18 protein-coding genes and 1 tRNA gene are annotated in these 20,464 nt (G+C 67.6%); 10 read left to right on the forward strand and 9 right to left on the reverse strand.

What is annotated here, in order from left to right; all coding sequences use genetic code 11:
• Window positions 1-43 precede the first annotated feature (43 nt).
• The 9 genes from ACWCXB_RS15575 to rpmH all read right to left on the reverse strand — a co-directional run bounded on the left by ACWCXB_RS15575 (window position 44) and on the right by rpmH (window position 6,912).
• Complete coding sequence (locus tag ACWCXB_RS15575) at window positions 44-661, reverse strand: GNAT family N-acetyltransferase (RefSeq protein WP_450723011.1); 618 nt, start codon at window positions 659-661, stop codon at window positions 44-46.
• A 301-nt stretch (window positions 662-962) separates the two neighbouring features.
• Complete coding sequence (locus ACWCXB_RS15580) at window positions 963-2,042, reverse strand: ParB/RepB/Spo0J family partition protein (RefSeq protein WP_450723013.1); 1,080 nt, start codon at window positions 2,040-2,042, stop codon at window positions 963-965.
• A complete protein-coding gene (locus tag ACWCXB_RS15585; protein WP_450723015.1) occupies window positions 2,039-3,115 on the reverse strand; it encodes a ParA family protein in 1,077 nt (358 codons plus the stop codon). Before ACWCXB_RS15585 ends, ACWCXB_RS15580 begins: the two co-directional genes overlap by 4 nt.
• Before the next feature lie 293 nt (window positions 3,116-3,408).
• Window positions 3,409-4,125 carry a 16S rRNA (guanine(527)-N(7))-methyltransferase RsmG gene (rsmG, locus tag ACWCXB_RS15590; protein ID WP_450723017.1) on the reverse strand — a complete coding sequence of 239 codons (717 nt, stop codon included), beginning with the start codon at window positions 4,123-4,125 and terminating at the stop codon, window positions 3,409-3,411.
• A 104-nt stretch (window positions 4,126-4,229) separates the two neighbouring features.
• Complete coding sequence (locus tag ACWCXB_RS15595) at window positions 4,230-4,742, reverse strand: Jag family protein (RefSeq protein WP_450723019.1); 513 nt, start codon at window positions 4,740-4,742, stop codon at window positions 4,230-4,232.
• 14 nt (window positions 4,743-4,756) lie between these two features.
• Window positions 4,757-6,058 (reverse strand): membrane protein insertase YidC, encoded by a 1,302-nt coding sequence (yidC, locus tag ACWCXB_RS15600; RefSeq protein WP_450723021.1) that lies wholly within the window; start codon window positions 6,056-6,058, stop codon window positions 4,757-4,759.
• A 3-nt stretch (window positions 6,059-6,061) separates the two neighbouring features.
• Window positions 6,062-6,388, reverse strand: a complete 327-nt coding sequence (gene yidD / locus ACWCXB_RS15605; protein WP_450723023.1) for a membrane protein insertion efficiency factor YidD — start codon at window positions 6,386-6,388, stop codon at window positions 6,062-6,064.
• Window positions 6,385-6,756 (reverse strand): ribonuclease P protein component, encoded by a 372-nt coding sequence (gene rnpA, locus ACWCXB_RS15610; RefSeq protein ID WP_450723025.1) that lies wholly within the window; start codon window positions 6,754-6,756, stop codon window positions 6,385-6,387. Before rnpA ends, yidD begins: the two co-directional genes overlap by 4 nt.
• An 18-nt stretch (window positions 6,757-6,774) precedes the next feature.
• Window positions 6,775-6,912 (reverse strand): 50S ribosomal protein L34, encoded by a 138-nt coding sequence (gene rpmH / locus ACWCXB_RS15615; RefSeq protein ID WP_018846094.1) that lies wholly within the window; start codon window positions 6,910-6,912, stop codon window positions 6,775-6,777.
• Between the two features lie 369 nt (window positions 6,913-7,281).
• Here rpmH and dnaA point away from each other — a divergent pair, with 369 nt between their 5' ends.
• From dnaA to ACWCXB_RS15665, 10 genes are all read left to right on the forward strand, one after another.
• Window positions 7,282-9,051 carry a chromosomal replication initiator protein DnaA gene (dnaA, locus tag ACWCXB_RS15620; RefSeq protein WP_450723027.1) on the forward strand — a complete coding sequence of 590 codons (1,770 nt, stop codon included), beginning with the start codon at window positions 7,282-7,284 and terminating at the stop codon, window positions 9,049-9,051.
• A gap of 960 nt (window positions 9,052-10,011) precedes the next feature.
• Window positions 10,012-11,142: a DNA polymerase III subunit beta gene (gene dnaN / locus ACWCXB_RS15625; protein WP_450723097.1), complete on the forward strand. Its 1,131-nt coding sequence runs from the start codon at window positions 10,012-10,014 to the stop codon at window positions 11,140-11,142.
• 123 nt (window positions 11,143-11,265) lie between these two features.
• Window positions 11,266-12,144 carry a phosphogluconate dehydrogenase (NAD(+)-dependent, decarboxylating) gene (gene gnd, locus ACWCXB_RS15630; RefSeq protein WP_450723029.1) on the forward strand — a complete coding sequence of 293 codons (879 nt, stop codon included), beginning with the start codon at window positions 11,266-11,268 and terminating at the stop codon, window positions 12,142-12,144.
• A 103-nt stretch (window positions 12,145-12,247) separates the two neighbouring features.
• Window positions 12,248-13,369, forward strand: a complete 1,122-nt coding sequence (recF, locus tag ACWCXB_RS15635) for a DNA replication/repair protein RecF (RefSeq protein WP_450723031.1) — start codon at window positions 12,248-12,250, stop codon at window positions 13,367-13,369.
• The gene (locus tag ACWCXB_RS15640; RefSeq protein ID WP_450723033.1) at window positions 13,366-13,902 is read left to right on the forward strand and encodes a DUF721 domain-containing protein; all 537 of its coding nucleotides are present in this window, start codon (window positions 13,366-13,368) and stop codon (window positions 13,900-13,902) included. The genes recF and ACWCXB_RS15640 overlap by 4 nt, the downstream gene beginning before the upstream one ends.
• A 464-nt stretch (window positions 13,903-14,366) precedes the next feature.
• On the forward strand, window positions 14,367-16,442 hold the full coding sequence (gyrB, locus tag ACWCXB_RS15645; RefSeq protein WP_450723035.1) for a DNA topoisomerase (ATP-hydrolyzing) subunit B: 2,076 nt from the start codon (window positions 14,367-14,369) through the stop codon (window positions 16,440-16,442).
• A gap of 41 nt (window positions 16,443-16,483) precedes the next feature.
• Window positions 16,484-19,132 (forward strand): DNA gyrase subunit A, encoded by a 2,649-nt coding sequence (gyrA, locus tag ACWCXB_RS15650; protein ID WP_450723037.1) that lies wholly within the window; start codon window positions 16,484-16,486, stop codon window positions 19,130-19,132.
• 96 nt (window positions 19,133-19,228) lie between these two features.
• Window positions 19,229-19,831 (forward strand): DUF3566 domain-containing protein, encoded by a 603-nt coding sequence (locus ACWCXB_RS15655; RefSeq protein ID WP_450723099.1) that lies wholly within the window; start codon window positions 19,229-19,231, stop codon window positions 19,829-19,831.
• Window positions 19,832-19,938: 107 nt separating this feature from the next.
• Window positions 19,939-20,012, forward strand: a tRNA-Ile gene (locus ACWCXB_RS15660).
• 179 nt (window positions 20,013-20,191) lie between these two features.
• Window positions 20,192-20,326 (forward strand): DLW-39 family protein, encoded by a 135-nt coding sequence (locus tag ACWCXB_RS15665; protein WP_003958712.1) that lies wholly within the window; start codon window positions 20,192-20,194, stop codon window positions 20,324-20,326.
• Window positions 20,327-20,464: the final 138 nt, after the last annotated feature.

A 20,464-nucleotide genomic window follows, 5' to 3' on the forward strand; every position in this document is an offset into this window, starting at 1 on the left:
AACCCGGTGGGGGTTGGCCCATTCCTCATCTCCGGCTGCTGATTCACAGCGGCCGAAGCGCTGGTTCCTTCTGTACGGCTCCCAGAAGCCGGTCGAGCGCCAGCTCCACGTCTTCCTTCCAGGAGAGCGTGGTGCGCAGCTCCAGCCTGAGTCTCGGGTAGGTGGGGTGCGGACGGACGGTCTTGAAGCCGACCGCCAGGAGGTGGTCTGCAGGCAGCACACAGGCCGGCTCGGTCCAGCGGGCGTCGCCGAACGCCTCGATCGCCTTGAACCCCCGGCGCAGCAAGTCCTTGGCTACGGTCTGTACCAGCACCCGACCGAGCCCCTGCCCCTGATAGCCCGGCATAATCCAGGCGGTCATCAACTGCACGGCATCCGGCGAGACAGGGCTGGTCGGAAACGCCGTGGAGCGCGGCACATAGGCAGGCGGCGCATAGAGCACGAAGCCGACCGGCACCTCGTCGACATAGACGACGCGGCCGCAGGATCCCCACTCGAGCAGGACGGCGGAGATCCAGGCCTCCTTCTCCAGCTCAGGTCTGCCCGCTTTTACTGCGGCTTCTCCGCTGACTGGATCAAGCTCCCAGAAGACACACGCTCGGCAGCGCTTGGGGAGGTCTGGGAGGTTGTCCAATGTGAGCGGTACGAGCCGACGGCCCATGAAGGCTGCTCCTCACTTCCTTGGACTGCCGCGCCAAGGGCAGCGGACAACACACTCCGTTCCCGGAGCAGGCTGCCGATGAACCCGCCGACCGCGCCAATGCTCAGGCCGGCTGTCAGTAGCTGGCTGCGGCTCACCGATCGCATGGCTCGCCTTCCTCTGAGGTGGGTAAAGGTGGATGCGCCATACCAGAACGCATCGTATCCACCCAGCGAGGACACGCCTACCGTGAGACGGCAAAGGGCGGATCGTGTTCCGCCGAGTGCCGGACACGACCCGCCCTGATGACTACACAGAGGCCTCAGACCTCTTCGTCCTCCGCGGCCTCCTCGGAGAGCCCCTTCTCCATGACCCGCCCCTCTCCGGGAGCAAGCGTGCCGAGGATGCGGTCCAGATCTTCTATCGAGGCGAACTCGACGACGATCTTCCCCTTCTTCTGACCGAGGTCGACCTTCACTCGGGTCTCGAAGCGGTCCGACAGGCGCGATGCCAGATCGGAGAGCGCCGGCGAGAGACGGGCCCCGGCACGGGGCCCCTTGGGCTTCGGAGCGCTCGAGGGCCGCGAACCCATCAGGGTCACAATCTCCTCGACAGCACGCACCGACAGGCCCTCGGCCACGATGCGGTGTGCCAGTCGGTCCTGCTCCTCGGAGTCCTCCACCGAGAGCAGAGCACGGGCGTGACCGGCGGAGAGCACACCAGCGGCAACGCGGCGCTGGACCGGAGGCGAAAGGCGGAGCAGCCGCAGCGTGTTGGAAACCTGAGGACGCGAGCGTCCGATCCGGTCGGCCAGCTGGTCGTGCGTGCACTTGAAGTCCTTGAGCAACTGGTCGTAGGCAGCAGCCTCTTCCAGCGGGTTCAGCTGTGCCCGGTGAAGGTTCTCCAGAAGGGCGTCCAGCAGAAGCTTGTCGTCTTCCGTGGCACGCACGATCGCCGGGATGCTCTCCAGGCCCGCCTCACGGCATGCCCGCCAGCGGCGCTCACCCATGATGAGCTCATACCGGTCGGGACCCAACTGGCGTACGACGACAGGTTGAAGGAGGCCGACTTCCTTGATGGAGGTGACCAGCTCGGCGAGCGCATCCTCGTCGAAGACCTCACGCGGCTGTCGGGGGTTCGGCGTGATGGCGTCCAGGGGCACCTCGGCGAAGTGCGCACCGGCCGGGGACATGACCTCGGGCACCGCCTCCGGCTCGGGCTCGGCGGTCCGCGGTTCGGGCGTCGCCGGCCCCGGCGGCAGCGTGGTCACCTTGGAGACGGCCACACCCCGCTCCGCTGTAAGAACCGGGCCTGCCCCCTCGGAAGCCACCGGCTTCTCCTGCGGAGCGGCCGGGATCAGTGCACCGAGCCCACGCCCCAGTCCTCTACGTCGCTCGCTCACTGGATCCCCTCCGACATGCTCTGCTGGTTGTTCTGGCTGACCACATGCGCAGCTGGGGCATCGTAATGGACCCCGACCCCCCGCAGTGCGATCTCACGCGCGGCCTCAAGATACGACAGCGAGCCGCTGGAGCCCGGGTCGTAGGTGAGAACCGTCTGCCCATAGCTGGGCGCCTCCGAGATGCGCACGGACCGAGGAATACTCGTCCGCAGCACCTCGTCACCGAAGTGGCTGCGGACCTCGTCCGCCACCTGCGAGGCGAGCCTCGTCCGACCGTCATACATGGTGAGCAGGATCGTCGACACATGCAGGGCGGGGTTGAGGTGGCCGCGTACCAGGTCGACGTTGCGCAGGAGCTGACCAAGGCCCTCGAGTGCGTAGTACTCGCACTGGATGGGGATCAGCACCTCGGCGCCCGCGACAAGGGCGTTGACGGTCAGCAGGCCAAGCGACGGTGGGCAGTCGATGAGGATGTAGTCCAGCGGCTGCTCATACGACTGGATCGCCCGCTGCAGTCGACTCTCCCGTGCCACCAGAGACACCAGCTCGATCTCCGCACCGGCGAGATCGATGGTGGCAGGGGCACAGAAGAGGCCTTCAACGTCCGGGACCGGCTGGACCACTTCGGAGAGCGGCTTGCTCTCCACCAGGACGTCATAGATCGAAGGGACTTCGGCATGGTGGTCGATCCCCAGCGCCGTGGAAGCGTTGCCCTGTGGATCCAGATCGATCACCAGAACACGGGCGCCGTGGAGCGCCAGCGAAGCGGCAAGGTTGACCGTCGTGGTCGTCTTACCCACTCCGCCCTTCTGGTTGGCGACCACCATGACGCGTGTCTGCTCAGGTCGAGGAAGACCTTCGCCGGCACGGCCCAGAGCCTCCACCGCCAGTTGGGCAGCACGACCAATGGGGGTGTCGTCCATCGGAGGCGGTGTTTCACGTGAAACATCCGCCCCCGCTGACTCGGTACGGGGACCTGGGACCGGATCGGTCATCGGTCCCGCGATGTTGGCGTCGGACCGCAAGGATTCACTCTCCTCGACTTCAGACTCGCGATGAACAGAGCCTGCCATGCCTTGGGGGTCGCGAACCAGCGAGGCCGGTGGTTCTGTGGAGGAATCCACCTCTGGGGACAATTCCGTAGCCCTCAAGAGGGGCTTGCGGTCACGGGGAGTGGCAGCCGCGCGACCGCGGCTAATGATTCCCTGCAGCAGTGAGCGACGTTTCACGTGAAACACGATGCACGCGCCGCACGGTCACATCGTTACGACACTCCGAAATGCGTACGTATGGGGACGCAGGCCAACAACCGCTTGGCTGGCTCCCGAACGATGTGAGACCTCAATCACACCAGGCCTGTCAGGTCTCAACGACGGCGACGGCTGCGTCCCGTCCTGGCGGCCTTGGCCCGCTTGGCCGCAAAGCGAACACCGCCGGGGCTCTCCCCGACCTCGACCCGTACCACCGTGGAGAGCGGATCCACGATCCCCTCCCCGACATGCAGCACGGAGGTCTCCACTACCCCCAGCTTGCTGAGGGCTGCACGGGCACCGTTGAGCTCTTCCTCCGCGGTGTCGCCCTTGAGCGCCAGCATCTGGCCGTATGGACGCAGCAGCGGAACACCCCAGCCCGCCAGCCGGTCCAGGGGAGCCACCGCACGTGCCGTCACCACATGCACCGGCGGAAGCGTCCCGAGGACCTCCTCGGCGCGGCCACGGACCACCGTGACATGGTCCAGCCCCAACAGTTCCACGACCTCCTGAAGGAAATTCGTGCGACGCAGGAGCGGCTCAAGGAGGGTGATCTTGAGATCCGGGCGTACGAGGGCCAGCGGGATACCCGGGAGTCCGGCACCGGAACCGACATCGCAGACGGTGACACCTTCCGGGACCACCTCGGAGAGCACGGCACAGTTCAGCAGATGCCGCTCCCACAGCCGCGGTACTTCACGCGGACCGATCAGTCCGCGCTTGACCCCCGCATCCGCGAGCAGCTCCGCGTACCGGACGGCCTCGGGGAAGAACTCACCGAACACCGTCCGCGCCGCCTCGGGCGCCTGGGGAAGCTCTGCTGCCTCCGTCACCGGAACCGTCCTTCCGTACCGCGCTACCGCGCTGTGGTGGCTGACTACAGGCTGACAAAGTTCGGCCCCGCCTGCGAACAGACGGGGCCGAGAGAACGATCAGGTCAGGCCGGGAGCACGACGACGAAGCGCTCAGGCTCCTCGCCCTCGGACTCACTGCGCAGACCAGCGGCCGCGACCGCGTCGTGCACAACCTTGCGCTCGAACGGAGTCATCGGCTTCATCCTCACCGGCTCACCGGTGTTCTTGACCTCGTCCGCGGCCTTGGCCCCGAGCTCGGCGAGCTCGGCACGCTTCTTGGCCCGGAAACCCGCAATGTCCAGCATCAGCCGGCTGCGGTCCCCGGTCTCCCGGTGCACCGCGAGGCGCGTGAGCTCCTGGAGTGCCTCGAGCACCTCGCCATCCCGGCCCACGAGCTTCTGCAGATCCCTGCTGCCCGCCTCGCTGATGATCGAGACCGCGGCCCGGTCCGCCTCGACGTCCATGTCGATGTCGCCGTCGAGATCGGCGATATCGAGCAGGCCCTCGAGGTAGTCAGCGGCGATCTCCCCCTCCTGCTCCAGGCGGGTCAGGGTGTCGCCACCCTCGGCGGCGGCGGAGGTGGTGCCTTCCGTCACGGATGGACTCCTTCTTACTTCTTGGACGACGGGTGCTTGGGCCGCTGCTGGCCCTTGCGCTGTCCGGACTTGGCTTGGCGGGCCGAGGCAGGGGCGGTCTTACCCGCCGGCTTCGGCTTGGCGTCCTGCGGTTCGTCCCGCTTCTCGAGCGACGGCTTCGAGACGCTCGAGGCGCTCGAGTCGCTTGACTCGCTCGACTCGCTCGACGTGGAGTCCTGCTGAGCACCGCCGGCCTGAGCGGCAGCGGCCTGCCGCTTGGCCTTGGTCTGGCGCTTGGGCTGCTGGCGCCTCGACGAGGCACCTCCGTCGGCCTCGGCGGTGACCGTGTCGCTCTTGACCACAGTGCCGTCCGTCTGGGCGGCGAAGCCCGCCTTGGACAGAGCCGCAATGAACCGGCGCTCGTTCTCATTGCGGTCGGCGCCCTTGGCGACGATGGCCTGGACGACGCTGCGCTTGCGGCGGCCGCGCACCTCACCGTGAGTCGTGACGCCCTTCAGCAGACGCTGCAGGTAGTTGTCCTGCGCCTTGGAGCCCGGGGTGGGGTTCTGGTTGATCACGTACATCTGCTGGCCCATGGTCCACACGTTGGTGGTCAGCCAGTAGACGAGAACACCGACCGGGAAGTTGATGCCCATGACGGCGAAGATCACCGGGAAGATGTACATCAGCATCTTCTGCTGCTGCATGTACGGCGTCTTGACCGTGAGGTCGACGTTCTTCTGCATCAGCTGGCGCTGCGTATAGAACTGCGACGCCGACATCAGGATGATCATGACCGCGGTGACAACGCGGACATCGGTCACCGAAGCGTGGAGCGCCGCGACCTTATCCGCGGAGTCCGTGAACTTCGCGGCGATCGGAGCGCCGAAGATCTCAGCCTGCCGCGCGCTGTCCACCAGGGTCTGGTTGAGAACGCCGATCGTCTTGCCGTTGGCGATGTTGCTCAGCACGTGGTAGAGCGCGAAGAAGAACGGCGACTGCGCGAGGATCGGAAGGCACGAGGACAGCGGGTTGGTACCCGTGTCCTTGTACAGCTTCATCATCTCTTCGGACTGACGCTGCCGGTCGTTCTTGTAGCGCTCCTGGATCGCCTTCATCTTCGGCTGGAGCGCCTGCATGTTCCGCATCGACTTGATCTGCTTCACAAAGAGCGGGATCAGGCAGATACGGATCAGCACCACCAGTGACACGATGGACAGTCCCCAGGCCCAGCCCGTGTCGGGGCCGAAAATCGCACCGTAGAGCGAGTGGAACTGGACGATGATCCAGGAAACAGGTGTGGTGATAAAGCTGAAGAGACTGGCAATCGTGTCCACTAATCAGGCTCCTTGAGCATTGGGCGAGGTCTCTGCGGCCGGGCTGGTCTCAGGGGGGTGCCCGCCCTTGCCACCGCGCAGGTAGTCGCGCAGCAGCTCGTGCCAACGAGGTCGTTTACGCGGGGGGACATGGTCCACACCACCTGGCGACCACGGATTGCACCGCAGGATGCGCCAGGCGGTCAGGGCCGTGCCCTTCACCGCGCCATGCCGGTCGATGGCTGTAAATCCGTAGTGAGAACACGACGGGTAGTACCGGCAGACAGGCCCGAGCAGCGGGCTGATCGTCCACTGGTACAGCTTGATCAGAGCCAGCAGCGGGTACTTCATCGCGCGCCCCCTCCCAGCAGCCGCTGAAGAGCGGCGTCCAGGTCTTGGGCCAGCTGTGCATGATCGGCGTCGCCCGCTCCGGGCAGCGCCCGTACGACCACCAGGCTACCGGGGGGCAGCTCGGACAGTCGTTCGCGTATCAGGTGCCGCAGTCGCCGCTTCACCTGGTTGCGTGTGACCGCGCCACCTACTGCCTTGCTCACGACGAAACCCGCACGCGTCGGGGGAGCGCTCTCCCCAGGCGCGTGCGGGTCCGTTGCACCGCTGCGTAGATGGACGACGAGTAGCGGGCGTCCGGCCCTGCGTCCTCGGCGTACCGCGATCGCGAAGTCCTCGCGCCGCCTCAGCCGATTCTCGGTAGGCAGCACGTCATGACCTGTTAGCGATCAGGCGGACAGGTTCGCGCGACCCTTGCTGCGGCGGTTCGCCAGGATGGCTCGGCCGGCACGGGTACGCATGCGCAGGCGGAAGCCGTGGGTCTTCGCGCGACGACGGTTGTTCGGCTGGAAGGTGCGCTTGCTCACTCGGGGGCTCCAGAAATGATTCGTGTAGTGGCGGGGCATCGCCTGGCTGTCACCGTGCGCCCACGAGTAGCTCGCAATACGCCCGAGTGCACCGCTTCACAATCACTGATCGTGATCTTTGCCCATCGGAGGCAGGCGGCAGCAGCCATCGACAACTCGACCTGGTTACGGTACGCGCGGCTACGCCATTCGGTCAAACCAGGGTCACGGCGCGCCCCGCTGTACACAGGCTGTGGACAACAACTTGAACGACGAGGGTCCGCCTGACTACCTTGACTGGACTCGAATTCCTTTCCTACCCGCCTGCCGGGCCTGACCGACCCGTCCCGAGAACCACACATTCGTGGGACCTGTGAGAGAGCGTGCCTTGTGGCTGACGTACCTGCCGATCTTGCCGCAGTGTGGCCACGAGTGCTGGAGCATCTCCTGGGAGAGGGCCAGCAGGGCATCGAACCCAAGGACAAGCAGTGGGTCGAGCGCTGCCAGCCCCTCGCGCTGGTGGCTGACACTGCTCTCCTCGCCGTCCCCAACGAATGGGGCAAGCGCGTCCTCGAGGGCCGGCTGGCCCCGCTGATCAGCGACACCCTCAGCCGCGAGTGCGGCCGCCCGATCCGTATCGCGATCACCGTCGACGACTCCGCGGCCGAGCCGTCCGCCCCGCCCGTACAGCAGCAGCCCCGCTACCAGGGCCCGCAGCACGACGAGCCGCGCCAGAGCGACAGGTACGAGAGCTACGGCCACCGCCCCACGAGCGACGACGGTCTGCCGACGGTCCGCCCCGCGTACCCCGAATACCAGCAGCAGCGCCCGGAGCCCGGCGCCTGGCCGCGCACCCAGGAGGACCTCTCCTGGCAGCAGCCGCGACTCGGCGGCTTCCAGGAGCGCGACCCGTACGCCACGGCCCGCCCCCAACAGCACGACTACCGTTCGCCGATGCCCGACCGCGGGCAGTACGACCAGTCACGCCCCGAGCGGCACGACCTGCCGGAGCGTCAGAGCCCGCGGCACGGCGGTCCGCCCGGCCCGCCGGTCGGGGGAGTACCCGGCAGTGGCGCGCCCGGCCCGCTCGGCGCTCAGCCCGCGCCGGCCCCCGGTCCCGGTGAGCCGCATGCCCGGCTGAACCCCAAGTACCTCTTCGACACCTTTGTCATCGGTGCGTCCAACCGGTTCGCGCACGCGGCCGCCGTCGCGGTGGCGGAGGCCCCGGCGAAGGCGTACAACCCCCTCTTCATCTATGGGGAGTCGGGACTCGGCAAGACCCATCTCCTGCATGCCATCGGGCACTACGCGCGGAGCCTCTATCCGGGTACACGGGTGCGGTACGTGAGCTCCGAGGAGTTCACCAACGAGTTCATCAACTCGATCCGCGACGGCAAGGGCGACGCGTTCCGCAAGCGCTACCGGGATGTGGACATCCTGCTCGTCGACGACATCCAGTTCCTCGCGAGCAAGGAGTCGACGCAGGAGGAGTTCTTCCACACCTTCAACACGCTCCACAACGCGAACAAGCAGATCGTGCTGTCCTCGGACCGGCCGCCCAAGCAGCTGATGACCCTGGAGGACCGGCTGCGCAACCGCTTCGAGTGGGGTCTGACCACCGACGTACAACCGCCGGAGCTCGAGACGCGGATCGCGATCCTCCGTAAGAAGGCGGTGCAGGAGCAGCTCAACGCCCCGCCGGAGGTACTGGAGTTCATCGCCTCCCGGATCTCGCGCAACATCCGCGAGCTCGAGGGCGCGCTCATCCGGGTCACGGCCTTCGCGAGCCTCAACCGGCAGCCGGTCGACCTCGGGCTCACCGAGATCGTCCTCAAGGATCTGATCCCGGGCGGCGAGGACACCGCACCGGAGATCACCGCGAGTGCGATCATGGCGGCGACCGCCGACTACTTCGGGCTGACGGTGGAGGACCTCTGCGGGTCCTCGCGCAGCCGGGTGCTGGTCACCGCACGCCAGATCGCGATGTACCTCTGCCGCGAGCTCACGGATCTGTCGCTGCCGAAGATCGGTGCGCAGTTCGGTGGCCGCGACCATACGACGGTGATGCACGCGGACCGGAAGATCCGTGCGCTGATGGCCGAGCGGCGCTCGATCTACAACCAGGTCACCGAGCTCACCAACCGCATCAAGAACGGCTGACGCCGGCTTCCGCAGGACTGCAAGGTCGGCACAGCAGGCTGTGCCGACCGCGCCGAAGGGCGCCCCGGGATCTGCTCCCGGGGCGCCCTTCGGCGTTCCGTGCCCTGTCCCGCGCCGTCGCCATGCCGTCCTCATGCCGTCCTCATGCGGTCGCCATGCCGCCGCCACGCCACCGCGCCGCCATGGACTCGCCGTCGCGGTGTTCGAATACGTACCGGCGTCGGTCCGTTCTCCACAGAAGTGCGGACGATCTTCCGTCCACAGCCTGGGGACTCCCGAGTTGTCCAGATTGCGTCCACAGGGCCGAATGCCGAGACTTGATCACTCCAGGTCAGCTGGTTGTGGATTTGTGGCCAACCGCGCTCCACAGACTGTGGACGGGCGGCTCGTCCACAAGGCTTGATCCAGGTTGTCCCCACCCGGCCCACAGGCGAGGCCATGTTGCCCACAGCTTCTCCACACCCCTGTCCACTGTTCGGCAACGAAACGCCCTAGCTCACCGGACCGAGTGAAAGCCGTCACACCAAGGGGCTGGATTGGGCTGTGGGGAACCTGGGTAAAGCTGGGGACAGCACTGGGGAGAAGTACCTGTGGCCTGTGCATCGGGTGTGCAGAACTTTCGGGCGTCCACAGAGAGCCCTGGTTGTCCACTGCTCGCACCCACAGGGCCGGTGGACAAAAAATCTGGGCTGACCTGCGTGGATGGCGTTATCCACGGTTTCCACAGGACCTACTACTACTCCCACTCTGAGTTACCGGGGAATTCGCTTCGAAGAGGGCCCTGTGCACAACTCGGCGCCGGAGCTCCGGCTGCCTCTTGTCTCGACTTGACCCCGAGCCGCACCGAGTGTCGGTGCCGTGCGTCAGACTGGTCTCCGGCATCGGCCCCTGGCTCCGGCTGGGGACCCCATGCCGACGAAGGCCAGCAGGGCGAGCGAGCAACAGCAGGAGGCGGTTCCGGTGAAGATCCGGGTGGAGCGCGATGTACTCGCGGAGGCGGTGGCGTGGGTGGCCAGGAGCCTCCCGGCCCGTCCGCCGGCGCCCGTTCTCGCGGGCCTTCTTCTGAAGGCGGAGGACGGCGCTCTCAGCTTCTCGAGCTTCGACTACGAGGTCTCGGCGAAGGTCTCGGTCGAGGCGGAGGTCGAGGAGGACGGCACGGTCCTCGTCTCCGGCCGTCTCCTCGCCGACATCTGCCGCGCCCTCCCCAACCGGCCGGTGGAGATTTCCACAGACGGTGTACGGGCGACCGTCGTCTGTGGCTCCTCGCGCTTCACACTCCACACGCTCCCTGTGGAGGAGTACCCGGCACTGCCGCAGATGCCGACCGCGACCGGCACGGTCTCCGGCGAGGTCTTCGCCTCCGCCGCCGCCCAGGTCGCCATCGCCGCGGGCCGCGACGACACCCTGCCGGTCCTCACCGGTGTTCGGATCGAGATCGAGGGCGACACCGTCACGCTGGCTTCCACCGACCGCTACCGCTTCGCGGTCCGCGAGTTCCTGTGGAAGCCGGAGTCCCCGGACGCCTCCGCGGTCGCCCTGGTGCCCGCGAAGACGCTTCTGGACACCGCCAAGGCGCTGACCAGCGGTGACACCGTCACCCTGGCGCTCTCCGGCTCCGGTGCGGGCGAGGGTCTGATCGGTTTCGAGGGCGCCGGCCGCCGCACCACCACGCGGCTGCTGGAGGGCGACCTGCCGAAGTACCGGACGCTGTTCCCCACCGAGTTCAACTCGGTCGCGGTGATCGAGACCGCGCCGTTCGTCGAGGCCGTCAAGCGTGTCGCCCTCGTCGCCGAGCGGAACACGCCGGTGCGGCTCAGCTTCGAGCAGGGCGTGCTGATCCTGGAGGCCGGTTCAAGCGACGATGCACAGGCTGTGGAGCGTGTGGACGCTCAGCTGGAGGGCGACGACATCTCGATCGCCTTCAACCCGACGTTCCTGCTGGACGGCCTGAGCGCGATCGATTCGCCGGTTGCCCAGCTCTCCTTCACCACCTCCACCAAGCCCGCGCTGCTCAGCGGCAAGCTGGCGATGGACGCGGAGGCGGACGCGGCCTACAAGTACCTGATCATGCCGGTGCGGCTGAGCGGCTGACCTGCTGAGAGCGGCCGCAGGCCGTGCGCCGCATGAGCGGCTGACCCCACAGGTGTGCAACCACGTCCGGGCGTAGGCTCGGACGCGGGTACGAAACTGCACACGACGCAAAAGGAATCTCTGATGGAGCTCGGTCTCGTCGGCCTCGGCAAGATGGGCGGCAACATGCGCGAGCGTATCCGCCGCGCAGGCCACACCGTCATCGGTTACGACCGCAACCCGGACCTCGCCGATGTCCCCAGCCTCGAGGAGCTTGTGGCCAAGCTCAAGGGTCCTCGCGTCGTGTGGGTGATGGTCCCGGCGGGCGCCGCGACGCAGTCCACCATCGACGAGCTGGCCGAGCTCCTGTCCCCCGGCGACATCGTCGTCGACGGCGGCAACTCCCGCTGGACGGACGACGAGAGGCACGCGGTCGAGCTCGGCATCAAGGGCATCGGCTTCGTCGACTGCGGTGTGTCGGGCGGCGTGTGGGGCCTCGAGAACGGCTATGCGCTGATGTACGGCGGCGATGCCGAGCACGTCGCTCGGGTGCAGCCGATCTTCGACGCGTTGAAGCCGGAGGGCGAGTTCGGCTCGGTGCACGCGGGCAAGGTCGGCGCCGGCCACTTCGCGAAGATGGTTCACAACGGCATCGAGTACGCCATGATGCAGGCCTACGCCGAGGGCTGGGAGCTGCTCGAGAAGGTCAACTCGGTCACCGATGTCCGTGAGGTCTTCCGCTCCTGGCAGGAGGGCACGGTCATCCGTTCCTGGCTGCTCGACCTCGCGGTCAACGCGCTGGACGAGGACGAGCACCTGGAGAAGCTGCGCGGTTATGCACAGGACTCCGGTGAGGGCCGGTGGACTGTGGAAGCCGCCATCGACAATGCGGTGCCACTGCCCGCGATCACCGCGTCGCTGTTCGCGCGGTTCGCGTCCCGCCAGGACGACTCTCCGCAGATGAAGATGATCGCGGCCCTGCGGAATCAGTTCGGCGGGCACGCGGTCGAGAGCAACAAGTAATCCACAGCCTGTTGGTCATGCCTGTCGATGTGCGGTGAAGCAGCAGGCAGCAGGCGGTAGGCAGTAGGCAGTAAGAGGTAAGCCGGGGGAGGTCGGCGTCGATATGCATGTCACGCATCTGTCGCTGGCCGACTTCCGCTCGTACGCCCGGGTCGAGGTCCCGCTCGACCCGGGCGTCACCGCGTTCGTGGGGGCGAACGGACAGGGGAAGACCAATCTGGTCGAGGCCGTCGGCTATCTGGCGACCCTCGGCAGTCACAGGGTCGCATCGGATGCCCCGCTGGTACGGATGGGAGCGGACCGGGCGGTCATCCGCGCGGCCGTCACCCAGGGCGAGCGGTCCCAGCTGATCGAGCTGGAGCTCAATCCGGGCCGGGCGAACCGGGCGCGGATCAATCGGTCCTCGCAGGTCAGGCCCCGGGATGTGCTCGGGATCGTGCGGACCGTGATGTTCGCGCCGGAGGATCTGGCGCTGGTGAAGGGCGATCCGGGCGAGCGGCGGCGCTTCCTGGACGAGCTGGTCACGGCGCGTTCGCCGCGGATGGCCGGCGTGCGGGCGGACTACGAGCGGGTGCTCAAACAGCGCAATACGTTGCTGAAGTCGGCGGCGATGGCGCGGCGGCACGGCGGGCGGTCGATGGATCTGTCGACGCTCGATGTGTGGGACCAGCACCTGGCACGGGCGGGAGCGGAGCTGCTCGCGCGGCGACTGGATCTGATCGCGACGCTGCAGCCGCTCGCCGACAAGGCGTACGAGCAGCTTGCGCCCGGGGGCGGACCGGTCGCGCTCGAGTACCGCGGGTCGGCGGGCGCGGAGGCGCACACCCGTGAGGAGCTGTACGAGCAGTTGATCGCCGCGCTCGCTGAGGTGCGCAAGCAGGAGATCGAGCGAGGCGTCACGCTCGTCGGGCCGCACCGTGACGAGCTGGTGCTCAAGCTGGGCGAGATGCCGGCGAAGGGGTACGCGAGCCACGGCGAGTCCTGGTCGTACGCGCTGGCGCTGCGGCTGGCCTCGTACGACCTGCTCCGGGCTGAGGGCAACGAGCCGGTGCTCGTCCTCGACGACGTCTTCGCAGAGCTGGACGCCCGGCGGCGTGAGCGACTCGCGGAATTGGTGGCTCCAGGTGAGCAGGTGCTGGTGACGGCAGCGGTGGACGACGATGTTCCGGGAGTGCTGGCGGGCGCGCGGTATTCCGTCGCGGACGGGGCGGTGGAGCGCGTATGAGCGAGAACGAGGCGGTTGGGGTTCCTGAGGCCTCCGGGGTGGACCTGGCGCGGGTCGCGTTGCGCGCGGCCAAGGAGCAGGCCCGGGCGCGGGGCGCGGCGGCGCAGGAGAAACGGCAGGCCAGGCGGGGCGGCGGACTGCGGTCCGGGGCTCGTGCGGACGGCCGGGACCCGCTGCCGCTCGGTGCGGCGATCAATCGGCTGATCACCGAGCGGGGCTGGGAGACGCCTGCGGCGGTGGGCGGTGTGATGGGGCGCTGGCCGCAGATCGTGGGCGAGGACCTGGCGAAGCACTGCGTGCCGCTGCGGTACGACGAGGATCCGGACGAGCGTGTGCTGACGGTGCAGTGCGACTCGACCGCGTGGGCCACGCAGTTGCGGCTGCTGGCGCCGCGGCTGGTGGCCCGGCTGAACGAGGACCTCGGCCAGGGAACAGTCCGCCTGATCAAGGTTCTCGGCCCCGGCGGCCCCCCACGTCGGTACGGCTCGCTCCGCGCCCCGGGCAGCACGGGCCCGGGCGACACCTACGGCTGACCTTCTCCCACCCCCGCCCCTTCCGCACGGGGGGTTCTGCCCCCGGTCCCGGCACTCGATCCGGGCACTGGCCGAAGCCCGGACTCGTCTCCCCCTCGACGGCCCTGAGTCCCGACGCCGTCCGCGGGGCGCCCCCGCGGGCGCCCGGGCAGGGCCCGCGCCGTACCCCTGTCACGGCCCGGTGTGCCGCCCGAAACCCACGTGGCTCATGAGGCGTCCCTCACCGTAGCCGGAGGTTGACAGGCCGAAGCGCTCAATGCCCGTGTGAGCCTCTTGGAGCCCCTTCCCGGATATGGGGAGTCGGTCGGCGCCCGTTCAGGGCGGCACATGCGGACTCAGGTACCGGCAAACCCCCATGAGTGTCGGCGGTACCGGTAGACTGGTAGGGAATCCCGCCCGATGGACGGGACACGTCGATTAATGCCGAACGACGCAGCCGCTCCCGCGATCGCGGAGAACGGCTTGTGCTGTGCCAGAAAGGGCGCTTCGTGGCCGATTCCGGCAACCCCAACGAGAACATTCCTTCCACTGCTGCCGACGGGACCGACGTGGCTCTGGCGCCCTCGTCGTACGACGCCAGCGCGATCACCGTCCTCGAGGGGCTGGACGCGGTCCGCAAGCGCCCCGGCATGTACATCGGTTCGACCGGTGAGCGCGGACTCCACCACCTTGTGCAAGAGGTCGTCGACAACTCCGTCGACGAGGCGCTCGCCGGCCACGCGGACACGATCGACGTCACGATCCTGGCCGACGGTGGCGTCCGCGTCGTCGACAACGGCCGCGGCATCCCGGTGGACATCCACCCGGTCGAGAAGAAGCCCGCCGTCGAGGTCGTGCTGACCGTCCTGCACGCGGGCGGCAAGTTCGGCGGCGGCGGCTACGCCGTGTCCGGCGGTCTGCACGGTGTGGGTGTCTCCGTCGTCAACGCCCTGTCCACCAAGGTCTCGGTCGACATCAAGCGCGACGGCTACCGCTGGACGCAGGACTACAAGCTCGGTGTGCCGACCGCCCCGCTCGCCAAGCACGAGCAGGTCGAGGACTCCGGCACCTCCGTGACCTTCTGGGCCGACCCGGACGTCTTCGAGACCACCGATTACTCCTTCGAGACGCTCGCGCGCCGCTTCCAGGAGATGGCCTTCCTCAACAAGGGCCTGACCCTGACGCTCACGGACGAGCGCGAGTCGGCCAAGGCGACGATGAACGCCGACGACCCCGACGCCGAGGCGGCCGAGGAGCAGCCGGCGAGGACGGTGAAGTACCACTACGAGGGCGGCATCGTCGACTTCGTGAAGTACCTCAACTCCCGCAAGGGCGACCTGATCCACCCGACCGTGATCGACGTGGAGGCCGAGGACAAGGAGCGGACGCTCTCGGTCGAGATCGCGATGCAGTGGAACTCGCAGTACACCGAGGGCGTGTACTCCTTCGCGAACACGATCCACACGCACGAGGGCGGTACGCACGAGGAGGGCTTCAGGGCCGCGCTGACGGGCCTGGTCAACCGGTACGCGCGCGACAAGAAGCTGCTGCGCGAGAAGGACGACAACCTCACCGGTGAGGACATCCGCGAGGGCCTGACGGCCATCATCTCCGTCAAGCTCGGCGAGCCGCAGTTCGAGGGCCAGACCAAGACCAAGCTGGGCAACACGGAGGCGAAAACCTTCGTGCAGAAGGTCGTGCACGAGCACCTCTCCGACTGGTTCGACCGCAACCCCAACGAGGCCGCGGACATCGTCCGCAAGGCGATCCAGGCCGCCACCGCGCGCGTGGCCGCCCGCAAGGCGCGCGACCTGACGCGGCGCAAGGGCCTGCTGGAGAGCGCCTCGCTGCCCGGCAAGCTGTCCGACTGCCAGTCGAACGACCCCATCAAGTGCGAGATCTTCATCGTCGAGGGTGACTCCGCCGGCGGCTCGGCCAAGTCCGGCCGGAACCCGATGTACCAGGCCATCCTGCCGATCCGAGGCAAGATCCTGAACGTCGAGAAGGCGCGGATCGACAAGATCCTTCAGAACACCGAGGTCCAGGCGCTGATCTCGGCCTTCGGTACCGGAGTCCACGAGGACTTCGACATCGAGAAGCTCCGCTATCACAAGATCATTCTGATGGCGGACGCCGATGTCGACGGCCAGCACATCAATACGCTGCTGCTGACGTTCCTGTTCCGCTTCATGCGGCCGCTGGTCGAGGCCGGGCACGTCTTCCTGTCCCGCCCGCCGCTCTACAAGATCAAGTGGGGCCGGGACGACTTCGAGTACGCGTACTCGGACCGCGAGCGCGACGCGCTCATCGAGCTCGGCAAGCAGCAGGGCAAGCGGATCAAGGACGACTCGGTCCAGCGCTTCAAGGGTCTCGGCGAGATGAACGCCGAGGAGCTGCGCGTCACCACCATGGATGTCGAGCACCGTGTCCTCGGCCAGGTCACCCTGGACGACGCCGCGCAGGCCGACGACCTGTTCTCGGTGCTGATGGGCGAGGACGTCGAGGCTCGGCGCTCGTTCATCCAGCGCAACGCCAAGGACGTCCGCTTCCTCGACATCTGAGTCGGTCTCAGCTGACCGCACGAAAGGACTGAAGACCAGCAATGGCCGACGAGAACACTCCCGCGACTCCCGCGACCACGGAAACCGAAGAGGAAGAGCAGCTGCGGATCGAGCCCGTCGGGCTCGAGACCGAGATGCAGCGCTCCTACCTCGACTACGCGATGTCCGTCATCGTGTCCCGCGCGCTGCCCGACGTACGGGACGGCCTCAAGCCCGTCCACCGCCGCGTGCTGTACGCGATGTACGACGGCGGCTACCGGCCCGAGAAGGGCTTCTACAAGTGCGCCCGCGTCGTCGGCGACGTCATGGGTACGTACCACCCGCACGGCGACTCCTCCATCTACGACGCGCTCGTACGTCTTGCGCAGCCGTGGTCGATGCGGATGCCGCTGGTCGACTCCAACGGCAACTTCGGTTCCCCGGGCAACGACCCGGCCGCCGCCATGCGGTACACCGAGTGCAAGATGATGCCGCTGTCCATGGAGATGCTCCGGGACATCGACGAGGAGACCGTCGACTTCCAGGACAACTACGACGGCCGCAACCAGGAGCCGACGGTTCTGCCGGCGCGCTTCCCGAACCTGCTGGTCAACGGCAGCGCCGGTATCGCCGTCGGTATGGCCACCAACATCCCGCCGCACAATCTGCGCGAGGTCGCGGCCGGTGCCCAGTGGGCGCTGGAGCACCCGGAGGCCACCCACGAGGAGCTCCTCGACGCGCTGATCGAGCGGATCAAGGGCCCGGACTTCCCGACCGGTGCGCTGGTCGTGGGCCGCAAGGGCATCGAGGAGGCGTACCGCACCGGTCGCGGCTCCATCACGATGCGCGCGGTCGTCGAGGTCGAGGAGATCCAGAACCGCCAGTGCCTGGTGGTCACGGAGCTTCCGTACCAGGTCAACCCGGACAACCTCGCGCAGAAGATCGCCGACCTGGTGAAGGACGGCAAGGTCGGCGGCATCGCCGACGTCCGTGACGAGACGTCGTCCCGTACCGGCCAGCGCCTGGTCATCGTGCTCAAGCGCGACGCCGTTGCCAAGGTGGTCCTGAACAACCTCTACAAGCACACTGACCTGCAGACGAACTTCGGCGCCAACATGCTGGCGCTGGTCGACGGTGTGCCGCGTACGTTGTCGCTCGACGCGTTCATCCGCCACTGGGTGACGCACCAGATCGAGGTCATCGTCCGGCGGACGAAGTTCCGGCTGCGCAAGGCCGAGGAGCGGGCCCACATCCTGCGTGGTCTGCTCAAGGCGCTCGACGCGATCGACGAGGTCATCGCGCTGATCCGGCGCAGTGACACGGTCGAGGTCGCGCGCGAGGGCCTGATGGGCCTGCTGGAGATCGACGAGATCCAGGCGAATGCGATCCTGGAGATGCAGCTGCGCCGGCTGGCCGCCCTGGAGCGGCAGAAGATCGTGCAGGAGCACGACGAGCTGCAGGCGAAGATCAACGAGTACAACCAGATCCTCGCCTCGCCCGAGAAGCAGCGCGGGATCGTCAGCGAGGAGCTGGCCGTCATCGTCGAGAAGTTCGGCGACGACCGGCGCTCCAAGCTGATCCCCTTCGACGGTGACATGTCCATCGAGGACCTGATCGCCGAGGAGGACATCGTCGTCACCATCACGCGTGGCGGCTACATCAAGCGCACCAAAACCGAGGACTACCGCTCGCAGAAGCGCGGCGGCAAGGGCGTGCGCGGCACGAAGCTGAAGCAGGACGACATCGTCGACCACTTCTTCGTCTCGACCACGCACCACTGGCTGCTGTTCTTCACGAACAAGGGCCGGGTCTACCGGGCGAAGGCGTACGAGCTGCCGGACGCCGGCCGGGACGCCCGCGGCCAGCACGTCGCCAACCTGCTGGCCTTCCAGCCGGACGAGCAGATCGCCGAGATCCTCGCGATCCGCGACTACGAGGCCGCGCCCTATCTGGTCCTGGCCACCAAGGCCGGACTGGTCAAGAAGACCTCTCTGAAGGACTACGACTCCCCGCGCTCGGGCGGTGTCATCGCGATCAACCTCCGGGAGACGGAGGACGGCAGCGACGACGAGCTGATCGGCGCCGAGCTGGTGTCGGCGGAGGACGATCTGCTGCTCATCAGCAAGAAGGCGCAGTCGATCCGGTTCACCGCCACGGACGAGGCCCTGCGGCCGATGGGCCGTGCGACGTCCGGCGTCAAGGGCATGAGTTTCCGTGAGGGCGACGAACTGCTCTCGATGAATGTGGTCAGGCCCGGTACTTTCGTGTTCACTGCCACCGACGGCGGCTACGCGAAGCGGACCGCCGTCGACGAGTACCGCGTCCAGGGCCGCGGTGGCCTCGGAATCAAGGCCGCCAAGATCGTGGAGGACCGCGGTTCGCTCGTGGGCGCGCTGGTGGTCGAGGAGACCGACGAGATCCTCGCCATCACGTTGTCCGGTGGTGTGATTCGTACGCGAGTCAACGAAGTCAGGGAGACGGGCCGTGACACCATGGGCGTCCAACTGATCAACTTGGGCAAGCGCGATGCCGTGGTCGGTATCGCCCGCAACGCCGAGGCCGGTCGCGAGGCCGAAGAGGTCGAAGGGGCGGCGGGCGCCGAGGACGGTGTCGCGGTCGAGGCCGTCGAGACAGTCGAGGCCGTCGAGTCCGCCGAGACCGGTCGGGCCGGCGAGGGCACGGAGCCCTCGGCCGGGGAGCACGAGGAGTAGAGCGTGAGTGGAGCCACGGGTGCCGGATCGGCCGACGGCGGAGCTGCTGGACCGGACGGCACCCCTGGCTCCGCCACGGACTCCCAGGGGGTTACGGTGACGGACACCCGGGGGCCGCAGCCCCCGTACGAGACCTACGGCGGGGAGCAGCCGGTGCAGCAGGGAACGCAGCCGTACCACCCGCCCCAGGCGTACCCCTCGCCCCAGGGCGGTACGGGTACGCAGGGGGGCCAGCAGCGCGCCGGTCAGCCGGGACAGCCGGGTCAGGCCGGAGGGCAGGCGGCCGCCGCCGTCCGCCGGCCGCGTACCGGAGCGACCACCCAGCCGCGGACGCGCAAGGCGCGGCTCCGGGTGGCCAAGGCCGACCCGTGGTCGGTGATGAAGGTGAGCTTCCTGCTCTCCATCGCGCTGGGTATCTGCACGATCGTCGCGTCCGCTGTGCTGTGGATGGTCATGGACGCCATGGGCGTCTTCTCGACGGTCGGCGGCACGATCAGCGAGGCCACCGGGTCGAACGAGAGCAACGGCTTCGATCTGCAGTCGTTCCTGTCGCTGCCGCGCGTGCTGATCTTCACCTCGGTGATCGCCGTCATCGATGTGGTGCTGGCCACGGCGCTGGCGACGCTGGGCGCCTTCATCTACAACATCTCCGCCGGGTTCGTGGGCGGCGTCGAGCTGACGCTCGCCGAGGACGAGTAGGCGTAGGTCCCGGGGGGTAGGCAGTATCGATCAGGGGCTCCGCCCCGGGCGATTTTGGGACTGCCCCCCACGTGCGCTAATCTTCAGGAGTCAGCGCGCAGCGCGGCGGGGCTATAGCTCAGTTGGTTAGAGCGCATCCCTGATAAGGATGAGGCCACAGGTTCAAATCCTGTTAGCCCCACAGTGACGATCGGCCCGGACGGAGACTCTCCGTCCGGGCCGATTTCGTATGGCGGCAGCGGGAGTTGGACGCCCCCGGGGTGCGAGCCGGCCCGGGCTCAGGTCACCGAACGGTATCGATCGGTGTGTATAGTCGGGCGCCAGAAGTCCTCATACGTCAAGGAAAGACGAGGTCGCGCGGTGAAGAAGCTTCTCCTGGTCGCACTGGCCGCCATCGGCGGGCTCCTCGTGTACCGCCAGATCCAGGCGGATCGCGCCGAGCAGGATCTGTGGACGGAGGCGACCGACTCCGTGCCCGCAGGTTCGGGTGTGTGAGACGCAAACACGTCTGAGTGACGGAGCCCCGGCCGCCGAGCGGCCGGGGCTCTGTGCTGCTCCCACGTGCTGTGCTGCGCGCGTGGGCTGCGTGGGGTGGTTGCTGCCTGTTGCCGGACTGTGACGCAAGACCCTTGA

It is taken from the genome of Streptomyces sp. NPDC001514 (assembly GCF_053597075.1).

Excerpts from the sequence above, each read along its gene's own strand:
- ACWCXB_RS15575 (WP_450723011.1), bottom strand. The coding sequence starts at position 661 with ATGGGCCGTCGGCTCGTACCGCTCACATTGGACAACCTCCCAGACCTC.
- ACWCXB_RS15585 (WP_450723015.1), bottom strand. The coding sequence starts at position 3,115 with ATGGCAGGCTCTGTTCATCGCGAGTCTGAAGTCGAGGAGAGTGAATCC.
- yidD (WP_450723023.1), bottom strand. The coding sequence starts at position 6,388 with ATGAAGTACCCGCTGCTGGCTCTGATCAAGCTGTACCAGTGGACGATC.
- gnd (WP_450723029.1), top strand. The coding sequence starts at position 11,266 with ATGGAGCTCGGTCTCGTCGGCCTCGGCAAGATGGGCGGCAACATGCGC.
- recF (WP_450723031.1), top strand. The coding sequence starts at position 12,248 with ATGCATGTCACGCATCTGTCGCTGGCCGACTTCCGCTCGTACGCCCGG.
- ACWCXB_RS15640 (WP_450723033.1), top strand. The coding sequence starts at position 13,366 with ATGAGCGAGAACGAGGCGGTTGGGGTTCCTGAGGCCTCCGGGGTGGAC.
- gyrA (WP_450723037.1), top strand. The coding sequence starts at position 16,484 with ATGGCCGACGAGAACACTCCCGCGACTCCCGCGACCACGGAAACCGAA.